Annotated in this window: 3 protein-coding genes, 1 tRNA gene and 5 rRNA genes; 1 reads left to right on the top strand and 8 read right to left on the bottom strand. The window is 46.4% G+C overall.

Annotated features, from left to right (window positions below; all coding sequences use genetic code 11):
• Nucleotides 1-33: 33 nt before the first annotated feature.
• Complete coding sequence (gene metH, locus JCM16456_RS01690) at nt 34-3,714, bottom strand: methionine synthase (RefSeq protein WP_068711801.1); 3,681 nt, start codon at nt 3,712-3,714, stop codon at nt 34-36.
• 191 nt (nt 3,715-3,905) lie between these two features.
• Here metH and JCM16456_RS01685 point away from each other — a divergent pair, with 191 nt between their 5' ends.
• Nucleotides 3,906-5,198, top strand: a complete 1,293-nt coding sequence (locus JCM16456_RS01685; RefSeq protein WP_068711799.1) for a cation:proton antiporter — start codon at nt 3,906-3,908, stop codon at nt 5,196-5,198.
• 103 nt (nt 5,199-5,301) lie between these two features.
• Here JCM16456_RS01685 and JCM16456_RS01680 read toward each other — a convergent pair whose 3' ends face one another.
• The 7 genes from JCM16456_RS01680 to JCM16456_RS01650 form a co-directional block, all read right to left on the bottom strand.
• On the bottom strand, nt 5,302-6,207 hold the full coding sequence (locus JCM16456_RS01680) for a phospholipase A (protein WP_068711798.1): 906 nt from the start codon (nt 6,205-6,207) through the stop codon (nt 5,302-5,304).
• A 574-nt stretch (nt 6,208-6,781) separates the two neighbouring features.
• Nucleotides 6,782-6,858, bottom strand: a tRNA-Asp gene (locus JCM16456_RS01675).
• A 47-nt stretch (nt 6,859-6,905) separates the two neighbouring features.
• Nucleotides 6,906-7,021: ribosomal RNA gene (gene rrf, locus JCM16456_RS01670) — 5S ribosomal RNA — on the bottom strand.
• A gap of 168 nt (nt 7,022-7,189) precedes the next feature.
• Nucleotides 7,190-10,080, bottom strand: a 23S ribosomal RNA gene (locus JCM16456_RS01665).
• Nucleotides 10,081-10,426: 346 nt separating this feature from the next.
• Nucleotides 10,427-11,979 (bottom strand): 16S ribosomal RNA (locus JCM16456_RS01660).
• 314 nt (nt 11,980-12,293) lie between these two features.
• Nucleotides 12,294-12,409 (bottom strand): 5S ribosomal RNA (gene rrf, locus JCM16456_RS01655).
• Nucleotides 12,410-12,578: 169 nt separating this feature from the next.
• A 23S ribosomal RNA gene (locus tag JCM16456_RS01650) occupies nt 12,579-15,468 on the bottom strand.
• Together the 16S, 23S and 5S rRNA genes with 1 tRNA gene alongside form the textbook arrangement of a ribosomal RNA operon.
• Nucleotides 15,469-15,555 lie beyond the last annotated feature (87 nt).

Here is a 15,555-nt window from a genome sequence, read left to right as displayed (position 1 = left end):
GCCCTTTTCTTGCCCAGTTATCGATGAATCGGATTAACCATTGATATTAGGACCCAACCACTTTTCAGCCTCAATACGATCCCAACCTTTGCGCTCAGCGTAGTCTTCCAACTGATCTTCTTGAATCTGTGCCACTGCAAAATAGCGGGACTCTGGATGAGAAAAGTACCAACCAGATACTGATGCCCCTGGATACATGGCATAACTCGAAGTTAATTGCATACCGATCGTCTCTTCAACCTTAAGTAGTTCCCAAATCGCCCCTTTTTCAGTGTGTTCCGGGCAAGCAGCATAACCAGGAGCAGGACGAATCCCTTGGTATTTTTCACGAATCAGCTCATCATTCGATAAGCTTTCGTTAGCAGCATAGCCCCAGATTTCTTTACGTATCACTTGATGTAAATATTCCGCGAACGCTTCCGCTAAACGATCTGCGACCGCTTGTACCATAATCGCATTATAGTCATCGCCTTGTGCTTTCAACTGATCGGCAAGTTCACGTTCATTAATTCCACCAGTAACGGCAAAAGCACCAATCCAATCCGCTTTACCACTCTCCTTCGGCGCAATGTAATCAGATAAACAGTAATTAGGTCCTTTAGGTTTAAGTGTTTGTTGGCGTAAATGATGGAGAATATGGCAGACATCACCACGCTCTTTATCGTTATAAACTTCGATATCATCACCTACACTGGCTGCTGGAAATAATCCACAAATCCCTGAGGCTTTCAGCAATCCTTCACTTTCAATACGATCAAGCCATTCATTAGCATCATGAAATAAACGTTTAGCTTCTTCACCAACCTCCTCATGATCTAGAATCGCAGGATATTTCCCCATCAAGGACCACGTCATAAAAAATGGGGTCCAGTCAATGTACTGACGCAAGGTGGCAACATCCATATTGTCAAATACATGGATTCCAGTTTTAAGCGGAACTGGCGGCGTGTAGTTTTTCCAATCGATATCAACTTTATTCGCACGGGCTTCTGCCAATGTAACAGGGCGTGTTTTAGGCGTTTTGCGAGCATGCTGATCACGTGTACGTTCATAATCCGTATTGAGTTTTTCTATAAAACTAGGACGTTGTTCATCTGATAACAACGCGGTACAAACACCAACCGCGCGAGAGGCATTATTCACATAGACCACCGGTTGATGGTAGTTCTGTTCAATTTTCACTGCGGTGTGTGCTTTCGATGTTGTCGCACCGCCGATCATTAGAGGAATATCAAAACCGAGGCGTTCCATCTCTTTCGCAACATGTACCATTTCGTCTAATGATGGTGTAATCAAACCAGACAAACCAATAATGTCTACATTTTGTTCTTTAGCAACTTTTAATATCTGCTCACAAGGAACCATCACACCTAAGTCAATGATCTCAAAGTTATTACATTGCAATACGACTCCCACAATATTCTTACCAATATCGTGAACATCACCTTTTACAGTAGCCATCAAAATTTTACCGTTTGATGAGCCTGATTGCTTGAGGGCATTGATAAATGGTTCTAGGTGAGCGACGGCTTGCTTCATAACTCGTGCAGATTTCACTACTTGAGGAAGAAACATTTTCCCTTCCCCAAATAAGTCACCCACCACATTCATACCGTCCATTAGTGGGCCTTCAATAACCTCTATTGGTTTAGCCGCATTGACCCGAGCTTCTTCTGTATCTTCAACAATAAACTCTGTAATGCCTTTCACCAACGCGTGTTCTAGACGCTTTTCAACAGGCCATGTACGCCACTCTAAAGCGGACGTGTCTTCTTCTTTACCTACCGCATTTTCACGATACTGCTCGGCAATTTCCAATAAACGTTCTGTTGCATCATCACGCCGATTCAAAATCACATCTTCTACAGCATCGCGTAATTTAACCGGAACGTTATCGTAAATTTCAAGCTGTCCTGCGTTTACAATTCCCATATCCATGCCGTTCTTAAAACAGTGATACAAGAACACCGCATGAATCGCTTCACGTACATAGTTATTACCACGGAAAGAGAATGAGACGTTAGACACCCCACCAGAAATCATGGCATAAGGTAAATCCCGTTTTATATCAGCAACTGCGTTAATAAAATCAAGAGCGTAGTTATTGTGCTCATCAATCCCTGTCGCGACAGCGAAAATATTGGGGTCAAAGATAATATCTTCAGGAGGGAAACCCACTTCATCGACCAAAATGCGGTAAGCTCTGGTACAAATTTGCAGTTTACGTTCGCGAGTATCCGCTTGTCCTACTTCATCAAATGCCATGACAATGACGGCAGCACCGTAGCGACGTACCAGTTTGGCGTGTTCAACAAACTTCTCTTTCCCTTCTTTCAAAGAGATAGAGTTAACAACCCCCTTACCTTGAATGCATTTTAAACCCGCTTCAATGACCTCCCATTTCGATGAGTCGACCATAATAGGCACTTTCGAAATTTCAGGCTCCGATGCACAAAGGTTGAGAAAGCGTACCATGCATGCCTGAGCATCAAGCATGCCTTCATCCATATTGATATCGATGATTTGAGCACCGTTTTCAACTTGTTGACGTGCCACCTCTAAAGCTTCATCGTATAGCTCTTCTTTTATCAGACGTTTAAAGCGAGCAGAACCAGTCACGTTAGTTCGTTCACCAACGTTAATAAATAAGGTTTCTTTAGCAATATTAAGTGGTTCAAGACCTGATAAACGGCATTCACGATTGATCTCTGGAATAACACGAGGAGCGACTCCTTCCACCACTTTTGCCATAGCTCGGATATGCTCAGGTGTAGTACCACAGCAGCCACCAACAAGATTTAGAAAGCCGGAATTAGCCCATTCAGATATATGTTCAGCCATATCTTCTGGCGATAAATCGTATTCACCAAACGCATTTGGCAGACCGGCGTTTGGATGAGCCGAAACAAAGCAGTCAGAAATACGCGCCATTTCAGAAACATATTGGCGCAGCTCGTCCGGCCCAAGCGCACAGTTTAAACCGAATGAGATGGGGTCAACATGACGCATGGAATTGTAAAATGCTTCCGTCGTTTGCCCCGACAGAGTCCGACCTGACGCATCTGTGATAGTCCCAGAGATCATAATAGGTAATGTGATATCGAGTTCTTCAAATACAGTCTCAACAGCAAAAGCACACGCTTTGGCGTTCAATGTATCAAAGATGGTTTCAATCAAAATGATGTCACATCCACCTTGAATAAGTGCTCGAGTTGACTCGGAATAAGCTTGCACAAGTTCATCGAAATGAACATTGCGATATCCAGGGTCATTAACATCTGGTGATATTGAACAAGTGCGGTTAGTTGGACCTAAAACGCCAGCAACATAACGAGGCTTGTCTGGTGTTTTTTCCGTCCATTCATCAGCCACTTCCCTTGCCAATTTAGCTGCAGCGTAGTTAATCTCTTCACTGATCGACTGCATATCATAATCCGCCATCGCAATCGTAGTGGCGTTAAAAGTGTTTGTTTCAAGAATATCCGCCCCAGCCTCTAGGTAAGCAGAATGGATATCTTTAATTAACTGAGGCTGAGTTAAAACGAGTAAGTCATTATTACCCTTGAGGTCACAATGCCATTGAGCAAAACGGTCTCCACGATAATCTTGCTCTTGTAGCTTATACCCTTGAATCATGGTTCCCATACCGCCATCAATAAGCAGTATGCTTTGTTTTAACCGTTCTTCTATCTGTTGTCTGTTATAACTACTCACTATTCAGCCTCATTCCTTATGATTACCAATTATCCTACCACAGACCATCTAGAAATCTAGACGTCCAAACAAAGAAACATTATAAAACCAAAGGTTTTTAATTGATTAAATGAGCAACAAAAAATGTTTGCTATTTACTCATCATCGTCAGACAATTTCCGCTCATAATTTGTTACATCAAAGAGAAGAAAATGTCAGTCTATTACACACTCTGTTTTCTTTCTGCTGCTGCGATGCTAATTGCCTTCTTTAATAGCAAGATAGGTAAAATGCAAACAACTATTGCGATTACCGCAGGCTCAATGTTGCTTTCGCTGCTCATCTTAGTTGCAGGTCAAAATGATTGGTTTCAATTAACTAAAATCGCTCGCACAACCATGACTAGTATTAACTTTGAAGACTTTTTGCTCAAAGGTATATTGGGATTTCTGCTATTCGCTGGCGGTTTAGGCATCAAACTTCCTAACCTAAAAGATCAAAAGTGGGAAATTACCGTTCTCGCCCTAGGCTCTACACTTTTCTCAACCTTTTTTATCGGCTATGGGCTTTATGGTGTATGCCACTTTATCGGTATAGACCTCCAGTTAATACATTGTCTACTTTTTGGAGCTCTTATTTCGCCAACCGACCCGATTGCAGTACTAGCCATAGTCAAAAAACTCAATGCTCCCAAACGTATATCTACACAAATTGAAGGCGAGTCTTTATTTAACGATGGTTTTGGCCTAGTTATTTTCGTTACTATTTTTACTATAGCCTTTGGACACCAAGCACCGACTATTGGCAGTGTAGCTGAGTTATTCGCACATGAAGCCTTAGGCGGCATCCTTTACGGTTTAGTGCTCGGTCTCATTTTCCATTATTTGATTTGCGCCACTGATGACCACTCAATGGAGTTGTTGCTGACAATAGGCGTTCCAACTGCTGGCTTTGTCTTTGCCGATATTATCCATGTATCTGGCCCGCTAGCGATGGTCGTATCTGGAATTATGATCGGTAACTGGACGCGTTTTATTGGTTTTTCTAAAGAGAGTGAAGAACACTTAGATCACTTCTGGGAATTAGTAGATGAATTCTTAAATGGTGTATTATTTCTGTTGATTGGTATGTCTATGCTCCTATTCAAATTTCATGAAGAAGACTGGATCGTCATGTCAATAGCAGTTCCTTTAGTATTACTAGGTCGCTATGTCAGTGTTGCCATCCCCTACATTGGCTTTAAACGTTACCGGACCTATAACCCGTGGTCTATCCGTATTTTGACTTGGGGAGGATTGCGTGGTGGTTTAGCCTTAGCAATGGCGCTTTCTATCCCGTCGGGCATCATGGTTATCCCCGATAAATTAATAGATGTCAAAGAGCTGATTCTAGTGATGACGTATGCCGTTGTTGTTTTCTCTATTCTAATTCAAGGATCAACCATTACTCCAATGATCGAGAAAGCAAAAATTGCCGAGAAGAAAATGGAAGAACAACAAGAGTGATCTGGCAATTAGTGTTGTTGGAATCAAAGATCATCAACAACACATCCCGCATAAGAAAGCCTCCTAATTAGGAGGCTTTCTTTTAGATAAACAACGGACTGAACTACAACAGATCATTCAGTGCAATACCAATACCAATACGTTGCGTGTGAACATTATAATCAACCAAACTTTCACCGTAGCCATTAAAATATTGAACATAAGCTCTCAAATTACGATGAATTGGATAACTCCATGTCAGTTGTAAAGCCCCTTTGTTATCCTGCTTGAGATTATTACGGACTAAAAACGTATAACGCTGCTGACCAACCCCATATAAACCAACTAGTTCAAAGTGTCCCATATAATGAGTGATGTCTGGATTATCATCCCCCGTAGCATCAGTAGGGCTGTCCTTCCGGCTTTCCGGTATTCTCCACCACGCTGTAGCACTCAAGGCAAAATCACCTTTATCAAACACCATAGAACCGTATAAACGATTCCAACTTCTCGATAGTGTACCAGAACGACCATTTGACTGATGGTTTGCACCTAAGGCCCAATATGAATTGGTGAAACCACCAATTTTCCAGTCATTATCGAAAAGCATAAAAACTTCAGGTTCATGAACTGTTTCACGAAAAGGAGCAGAATCATCTTGATTATATACTTGCCACCATGATTGATTTGTATAAGCGAAATAAAGATCCCCATCACCTACGAGGTCAAGAGCCAAAGGCATCTTAAATGAAATCTGAAATTTAGCTTCGTACTTTTTTAAATCATCTGCGTTTTCATCATCTTCACGAAAAGGTTTGTTATTTGGATTGGAGTTATAAGTTATAGGAAGTATATAGTTAGCCTTATGTGGCATGATAACAAAAGGGTTATCCTGAACCTTCTTCTCATCCTGCACTCTCTCATCAACCAAAGACTCATTATTTGATTTCACGTCAGTAGATGCGGTTTCAGCATAGCCTGCATTCATCACAGAACAGAATAAAAGGAACAATAATAAAGGCAATCTCATTCAATGAGCTCCATAGCTAGATGCTAAACATTCAGCAGATAATACCAATCTCCACGATTGGTATAAATTAGCATCGGCATTCCGCTAATAAAAGGTGAGCTAAGGTTTAATCACAACAATTTAACATTGATCACTATTAGCTAAAATCACAATAAACAAAAAAAGCCTCATTCGTTCGACTAAGGCTTCTTCAAATAAGTGGCGGAACGGCCGGGGTTGCGGGCAACCGGGATTCGTCCCACGGCAAGGCCACCATTAACCAGTCGATAAAAAACATCAAACGCAAAAAAGCCTCAGTCTTTCGACTGAGGCTTTTTCAAATAGTGGCGGAACGGCCGGGGTTGCGGACAACCGGGATTCGTCCACGGCAATGCCAGCCATTGACCAGTCGATAAAAAACATCAAATGCAAAAAAGCCTCAGTCTTTTGACTGAGGCTTTTTCAAATAGTGGCGGAACGGCCGGGGTTGCGGGCAACCGGGATTCGTCCCACGGCAATGCCACCATTAACCAGTCGATAAAAACATCAAATGCAAAAAAGCCTCAGTCTTTCGACTGAGGCTTTTTCAAATAAGTGGCGGAACGGACGGGATTCGAACCCGCGACCCCCGGCGTGACAGGCCGGTATTCTAACCAGCTGAACTACCGCTCCGCTATGTTCAGATTAACAAGACTTGCATCTCGCTAATGGAAATTAAAGCCTGGCGATGTCCTACTCTCACATGGGGAAGCCCCACACTACCATCGGCGCTAATTCGTTTCACTTCTGAGTTCGGCATGGAATCAGGTGGGTCCAAATCGCTATGGTCGCCAAGCAAAATTTTGTCTGGAACAAAATTTAACGCACTTTAGTGCGGCCCGAAGGGTCAACTACAAGGATGTAGTTGATAAATTCTATTCCTAAATCTGGAAAACTGATTTTATAAAGTTCAAACACAATCAAATGTCTTAATCGAGTCCGTACAAAACCCTTTTGGTGTTGTATGGTTAAGTCTCACGGGCAATTAGTACAGGTTAGCTCAACGCCTCACAACGCTTACACACCCTGCCTATCAACGTTCTAGTCTCGAACAACCCTTTAGGACGCTTATAGCGCCAGGGAGAACTCATCTCAAGGCTCGCTTCCCGCTTAGATGCTTTCAGCGGTTATCGATTCCGAACTTAGCTACCGGGCAATGCGTCTGGCGACACAACCCGAACACCAGAGGTTCGTCCACTCCGGTCCTCTCGTACTAGGAGCAGCCCCTTTCAATTCTCCAACGCCCACGGCAGATAGGGACCGAACTGTCTCACGACGTTCTAAACCCAGCTCGCGTACCACTTTAAATGGCGAACAGCCATACCCTTGGGACCGACTTCAGCCCCAGGATGTGATGAGCCGACATCGAGGTGCCAAACACCGCCGTCGATATGAACTCTTGGGCGGTATCAGCCTGTTATCCCCGGAGTACCTTTTATCCGTTGAGCGATGGCCCTTCCATTCAGAACCACCGGATCACTATGACCTGCTTTCGCACCTGCTCGAACCGTCATTCTCGCAGTTAAGCGGGCTTATGCCATTGCACTAACCTCACGATGTCCAACCGTGATTAGCCCACCTTCGTGCTCCTCCGTTACTCTTTGGGAGGAGACCGCCCCAGTCAAACTACCCACCAGGCACTGTCCTTATCCCGGATAACGGGACCAAGTTAGAACATCAAACATACAAGGGTGGTATTTCAAGGATGGCTCCACAAATACTGGCGTACTTGCTTCATAGCCTCCCACCTATCCTACACATGTAGGCTCAATGTTCAGTGCCAAGCTGTAGTAAAGGTTCACGGGGTCTTTCCGTCTAGCCGCGGGTACACTGCATCTTCACAGCGATTTCAATTTCACTGAGTCTCGGGTGGAGACAGCGTGGCCATCATTACGCCATTCGTGCAGGTCGGAACTTACCCGACAAGGAATTTCGCTACCTTAGGACCGTTATAGTTACGGCCGCCGTTTACCGGGGCTTCGATCAAGAGCTTCGACCTAAGTCTAACCCCATCAATTAACCTTCCGGCACCGGGCAGGCGTCACACCGTATACGTCATCTTACGATTTTGCACAGTGCTGTGTTTTTAATAAACAGTTGCAGCCACCTGGTATCTGCGACTCTCAATAGCTCCATCCGCAAGGGACTTTACCGTCGAGAGCGTACCTTCTCCCGAAGTTACGGTACCATTTTGCCTAGTTCCTTCACCCGAGTTCTCTCAAGCGCCTTGGTATTCTCTACCCGACCACCTGTGTCGGTTTGGGGTACGATTCCTTACAATCTGAAGCTTAGAGGCTTTTCCTGGAAGCATGGCATCAATGACTTCACATCCTTAGATGCTCGACATCGTGTCTCGGCCTTGAGAGTATCCGGATTTGCCTAAATACTCAGCCTACGCACTTGAACCTGGACGACCGTCGCCAGGCCCACCTAGCCTTCTCCGTCCCCCCATCGCAATTGTAAGAAGTACGGGAATATTAACCCGTTTCCCATCGACTACGCTTTTCAGCCTCGCCTTAGGGGTCGACTTACCCTGCCCCGATTAACGTTGGACAGGAACCCTTGGTCTTCCGGCGTGGAGGTTTTTCACCCCCATTATCGTTACTCATGTCAGCATTCGCACTTCTGATACCTCCAGCATGCTTTACAACACACCTTCAACGGCTTACAGAACGCTCCCCTACCCAATACGATAAATCGCATTGCCGCAGCTTCGGTTTATAGCTTAGCCCCGTTACATCTTCCGCGCAGGCCGACTCGACTAGTGAGCTATTACGCTTTCTTTAAATGATGGCTGCTTCTAAGCCAACATCCTAGCTGTCTAAGCCTTCCCACATCGTTTCCCACTTAGCTATAATTTGGGACCTTAGCTGGCGGTCTGGGTTGTTTCCCTCTCCACGACGGACGTTAGCACCCGCCGTGTGTCTCCCGGATAGTACTTACTGGTATTCGGAGTTTGCAAAGGGTTGGTAAGTCGGGATGACCCCCTAGCCTTAACAGTGCTCTACCCCCAGTAGTATTCGTCCGAGGCGCTACCTAAATAGCTTTCGGGGAGAACCAGCTATCTCCGAGTTTGATTGGCCTTTCACCCCTAGCCACAAGTCATCCGCTAATTTTTCAACATTAGTCGGTTCGGTCCTCCAGTTGATGTTACTCAACCTTCAACCTGCCCATGGCTAGATCACTCGGTTTCGGGTCTATATCCAGAGACTGAACGCCCAGTTAAGACTCGGTTTCCCTACGGCTCCCCTAATTGGTTAACCTTGCCACTGAATATAAGTCGCTGACCCATTATACAAAAGGTACGCAGTCACCCCACAAAGGAGGCTCCTACTGCTTGTACGTACACGGTTTCAGGTTCTATTTCACTCCCCTCACAGGGGTTCTTTTCGCCTTTCCCTCACGGTACTGGTTCACTATCGGTCAGTCAGGAGTATTTAGCCTTGGAGGATGGTCCCCCCATATTCAGACAGGATATCACGTGTCCCGCCTTACTCGATTTCACTGAATATACGCTAACGGCTACGGGGCTATCACCCTGTATCGCGGTCCTTTCCAGAACCTTCGCCTGACGCATATAAAGCTTAAGGGCTAATCCAATTTCGCTCGCCGCTACTTTCGGAATCTCGGTTGATTTCTTTTCCTCGGGGTACTTAGATGTTTCAGTTCTCCCGGTTCGCTTCATTAACCTATGTATTCAGTTAATGATAACTGCTTATGCAGTTGGGTTTCCCCATTCGGAAATCGTAGACTCAAGTGGCTCTTACTGCCTCATCTACGCTTATCGCAAGTTAGTACGTCCTTCATCGCCTCTGACTGCCAAGGCATCCACCGTGTACGCTTAGTCACTTAACCATACAACCCAAAAGAGTTTTGGGTTGACTTGTTTGCTTTCACTTTTTAAAAGTGAAGACAAAGGTTAGTCACCAAGGTTGTCTGCATTTTTATACATGTTGCAGACTCGATATTGCCGGACTCAATTTTGAACATTTACTTAAAAAGTAAATCCAAGAACACTTGAATGTGTTTTTGTTTGTCTTCTTAAAGAAGACAATTGAGAACTTTACAAACAATCTTCTATTTCATTGAAATAAAACATTGTTTTGTCAGCTTTCCAAATTGTTAAAGAGCAATAATAGCTCGAAGCTTGCGCTTCAAAACCATCAATCTGTGTGAACACTCATCGCAATAATCTTCGTATTAAGGAGGTGATCCAGCGCCAGGTTCCCCTAGCGCTACCTTGTTACGACTTCACCCCAGTCATGAACCACAAAGTGGCAAGCGTCCTCCCGAAGGTTAAACTACCTGCTTCTTTTGCAGCCCACTCCCATGGTGTGACGGGCGGTGTGTACAAGGCCCGGGAACGTATTCACCGTGGCATTCTGATCCACGATTACTAGCGATTCCGACTTCATGGAGTCGAGTTGCAGACTCCAATCCGGACTACGACGCACTTTTTGGGATTCGCTCACTTTTGCAAGTTGGCCGCCCTCTGTATGCGCCATTGTAGCACGTGTGTAGCCCTACTCGTAAGGGCCATGATGACTTGACGTCGTCCCCACCTTCCTCCGGTTTATCACCGGCAGTCTCCCTGGAGTTCCCGACATTACTCGCTGGCAAACAAGGATAAGGGTTGCGCTCGTTGCGGGACTTAACCCAACATTTCACAACACGAGCTGACGACAGCCATGCAGCACCTGTCTCAGAGTTCCCGAAGGCACCAAAGCATCTCTGCTAAGTTCTCTGGATGTCAAGAGTAGGTAAGGTTCTTCGCGTTGCATCGAATTAAACCACATGCTCCACCGCTTGTGCGGGCCCCCGTCAATTCATTTGAGTTTTAATCTTGCGACCGTACTCCCCAGGCGGTCTACTTAACGCGTTAGCTCCGAAAGCCACGGCTCAAGGCCACAACCTCCAAGTAGACATCGTTTACGGCGTGGACTACCAGGGTATCTAATCCTGTTTGCTCCCCACGCTTTCGCATCTGAGTGTCAGTATCTGTCCAGGGGGCCGCCTTCGCCACCGGTATTCCTTCAGATCTCTACGCATTTCACCGCTACACCTGAAATTCTACCCCCCTCTACAGTACTCTAGCCTGCCAGTTTCAAATGCTATTCCGAGGTTAAGCCCCGGGCTTTCACATCTGACTTAACAGACCACCTGCATGCGCTTTACGCCCAGTAATTCCGATTAACGCTCGCACCCTCCGTATTACCGCGGCTGCTGGCACGGAGTTAGCCGGTGCTTCTTCTGCAGCTAACGTCAAACGAATGCGCTATTAACACATCCGCCTTCCTCACTGCTGAAAGTACTTTACAACCCGAAGGCCTTCTTCATACACGCGGCATGGCTGCATCAGGCTTGCGCCCATTGTGCAATATTCCCCACTGCTGCCTCCCGTAGGAGTCTGGACCGTGTCTCAGTTCCAGTGTGGCTGATCATCCTCTCAGACCAGCTAGGGATCGTCGCCTTGGTGAGCCCTTACCTCACCAACTAGCTAATCCCACCTGGGCATATCCTGACGCGAGAGGCCCGAAGGTCCCCCTCTTTAAGCCGTAGCTATTATGCGGTATTAGCCATCGTTTCCAATGGTTATCCCCCACATCAGGGCAATTTCCCAGGCATTACTCACCCGTCCGCCGCTCGCCGCCCATAATCGCCCCCGAAGGTTTGTTTATGTCGCTGCCGCTCGACTTGCATGTGTTAGGCCTGCCGCCAGCGTTCAATCTGAGCCATGATCAAACTCTTCAATTAAAAGTTTTTTCGGCTCAATGAATACTGATATTTCAACCGAAGTTGAAATGAATTGACTGTGCTAAGACCGAAGTCTTAATTGGTCACTCAGTTCATTGAAACCATTGTGCTTCCTAAGAAGCTATGATTATCATCAACGAGTGCCCACACAGATTGATAGGTTTAAATTGTTAAAGAGCTTTGCTTTCAGTGTCTTAGCACTTAGGCAGGAGGCGTATCTTACGCTACCCACTTTGAAAGTCAACATAAAATTCTAATCAACTTAAAACTTTATGGTGACTTGCTTGATATTTCATCAAGCAAGCGAGATTAAAGCCTGGCGATGTCCTACTCTCACATGGGGAAGCCCCACACTACCATCGGCGCTAATTCGTTTCACTTCTGAGTTCGGCATGGAATCAGGTGGGTCCAAATCGCTATGGTCGCCAAGCAAAATTTTGTCTGGAACAAAATTTAACGCACTTTAGTGCGGCCCGAAGGGTCAACTACAAGGATGTAGTTGATAAATTCTATTCCTAAATCTGGAAAACTGTTTTTATAAAGTTCAAACACAATTCAAATGTCTTAATCGAGTCCGTACAAAACCCTTTTGGTGTTGTATGGTTAAGTCTCACGGGCAATTAGTACAGGTTAGCTCAACGCCTCACAACGCTTACACACCCTGCCTATCAACGTTCTAGTCTCGAACAACCCTTTAGGACGCTTATAGCGCCAGGGAGAACTCATCTCAAGGCTCGCTTCCCGCTTAGATGCTTTCAGCGGTTATCGATTCCGAACTTAGCTACCGGGCAATGCGTCTGGCGACACAACCCGAACACCAGAGGTTCGTCCACTCCGGTCCTCTCGTACTAGGAGCAGCCCCTTTCAATTCTCCAACGCCCACGGCAGATAGGGACCGAACTGTCTCACGACGTTCTAAACCCAGCTCGCGTACCACTTTAAATGGCGAACAGCCATACCCTTGGGACCGACTTCAGCCCCAGGATGTGATGAGCCGACATCGAGGTGCCAAACACCGCCGTCGATATGAACTCTTGGGCGGTATCAGCCTGTTATCCCCGGAGTACCTTTTATCCGTTGAGCGATGGCCCTTCCATTCAGAACCACCGGATCACTATGACCTGCTTTCGCACCTGCTCGAACCGTCATTCTCGCAGTTAAGCGGGCTTATGCCATTGCACTAACCTCACGATGTCCAACCGTGATTAGCCCACCTTCGTGCTCCTCCGTTACTCTTTGGGAGGAGACCGCCCCAGTCAAACTACCCACCAGGCACTGTCCTTATCCCGGATAACGGGACCAAGTTAGAACATCAAACATACAAGGGTGGTATTTCAAGGATGGCTCCACAAATACTGGCGTACTTGCTTCATAGCCTCCCACCTATCCTACACATGTAGGCTCAATGTTCAGTGCCAAGCTGTAGTAAAGGTTCACGGGGTCTTTCCGTCTAGCCGCGGGTACACTGCATCTTCACAGCGATTTCAATTTCACTGAGTCTCGGGTGGAGACAGCGTGGCCATCATTACGCCATTCGTGCAGGTCGGAACTTACCCGACAAGGAATTTCGCTACCTTAGGACCGTTATAGTTACGGCCGCCGTTTACCGGGGCTTCGATCAAGAGCTTCGACCTAAGTCTAACCCCATCAATTAACCTTCCGGCACCGGGCAGGCGTCACACCGTATACGTCATCTTACGATTTTGCACAGTGCTGTGTTTTTAATAAACAGTTGCAGCCACCTGGTATCTGCGACTCTCAATAGCTCCATCCGCAAGGGACTTCACCGTCGAGAGCGTACCTTCTCCCGAAGTTACGGTACCATTTTGCCTAGTTCCTTCACCCGAGTTCTCTCAAGCGCCTTGGTATTCTCTACCCGACCACCTGTGTCGGTTTGGGGTACGATTCCTTACAATCTGAAGCTTAGAGGCTTTTCCTGGAAGCATGGCATCAATGACTTCACATCCTTAGATGCTCGACATCGTGTCTCGGCCTTAGGAGTATCCGGATTTGCCTAAATACTCAGCCTACGCACTTGAACCTGGACGACCGTCGCCAGGCCCACCTAGCCTTCTCCGTCCCCCCATCGCAATTGTAAGAAGTACGGGAATATTAACCCGTTTCCCATCGACTACGCTTTTCAGCCTCGCCTTAGGGGTCGACTTACCCTGCCCCGATTAACGTTGGACAGGAACCCTTGGTCTTCCGGCGTGGAGGTTTTTCACCCCCATTATCGTTACTCATGTCAGCATTCGCACTTCTGATACCTCCAGCATGCTTTACAACACACCTTCAACGGCTTACAGAACGCTCCCCTACCCAATACGATAAATCGCATTGCCGCAGCTTCGGTTTATAGCTTAGCCCCGTTACATCTTCCGCGCAGGCCGACTCGACTAGTGAGCTATTACGCTTTCTTTAAATGATGGCTGCTTCTAAGCCAACATCCTAGCTGTCTAAGCCTTCCCACATCGTTTCCCACTTAGCTATAATTTGGGACCTTAGCTGGCGGTCTGGGTTGTTTCCCTCTCCACGACGGACGTTAGCACCCGCCGTGTGTCTCCCGGATAGTACTTACTGGTATTCGGAGTTTGCAAAGGGTTGGTAAGTCGGGATGACCCCCTAGCCTTAACAGTGCTCTACCCCCAGTAGTATTCGTCCGAGGCGCTACCTAAATAGCTTTCGGGGAGAACCAGCTATCTCCGAGTTTGATTGGCCTTTCACCCCTAGCCACAAGTCATCCGCTAATTTTTCAACATTAGTCGGTTCGGTCCTCCAGTTGATGTTACTCAACCTTCAACCTGCCCATGGCTAGATCACTCGGTTTCGGGTCTATATCCAGAGACTGAACGCCCAGTTAAGACTCGGTTTCCCTACGGCTCCCCTAATTGGTTAACCTTGCCACTGAATATAAGTCGCTGACCCATTATACAAAAGGTACGCAGTCACCCCACAAGGAGGCTCCTACTGCTTGTACGTACACGGTTTCAGGTTCTATTTCACTCCCCTCACAGGGGTTCTTTTCGCCTTTCCCTCACGGTACTGGTTCACTATCGGTCAGTCAGGAGTATTTAGCCTTGGAGGATGGTCCCCCCATGTTCAGACAGGATATCACGTGTCCCGCCTTACTCGATTTCACTGAATATACGCTAACGGCTACGGGGCTATCACCCTGTATCGCGGTCCTTTCCAGAACCTTCGCCTGACGCATAGAAAGCTTAAGGGCTAATCCAATTTCGCTCGCCGCTACTTTCGGAATCTCGGTTGATTTCTTTTCCTCGGGGTACTTAGATGTTTCAGTTCTCCCGGTTCGCTTCATTAACCTATGTATTCAGTTAATGATAACTGCTTATGCAGTTGGGTTTCCCCATTCGGAAATCGTAGACTCAAGTGGCTCTTACTGCCTCATCTACGCTTATCGCAAGTTAGTACGTCCTTCATCGCCTCTGACTGCCAAGGCATCCACCGTGTACGCTTAGTCACTTAACCATACAACCCAAAAGAGTTTTGGGTTGACTTGTTTGCTTTCACTTTTTAAAAGTGAAGACAAAGGTTAGTCACCAAGGTTGTCTGCAT

The organism is Vibrio tritonius (assembly GCF_001547935.1).
In the GTDB taxonomy this organism is placed as follows: Bacteria; Pseudomonadota; Gammaproteobacteria; order Enterobacterales; family Vibrionaceae; genus Vibrio; species Vibrio tritonius.
Note: the sequence above shows the minus strand (reverse complement) of the source record. Positions and strands in the feature narration are given on the sequence as shown.

Coding starts and splice junctions, on each gene's coding strand:
- JCM16456_RS01685 (WP_068711799.1), top strand. CDS start 3,906: ATGTCAGTCTATTACACACTCTGTTTTCTTTCTGCTGCTGCGATGCTA.
- JCM16456_RS01680 (WP_068711798.1), bottom strand. CDS start 6,207: ATGAGATTGCCTTTATTATTGTTCCTTTTATTCTGTTCTGTGATGAAT.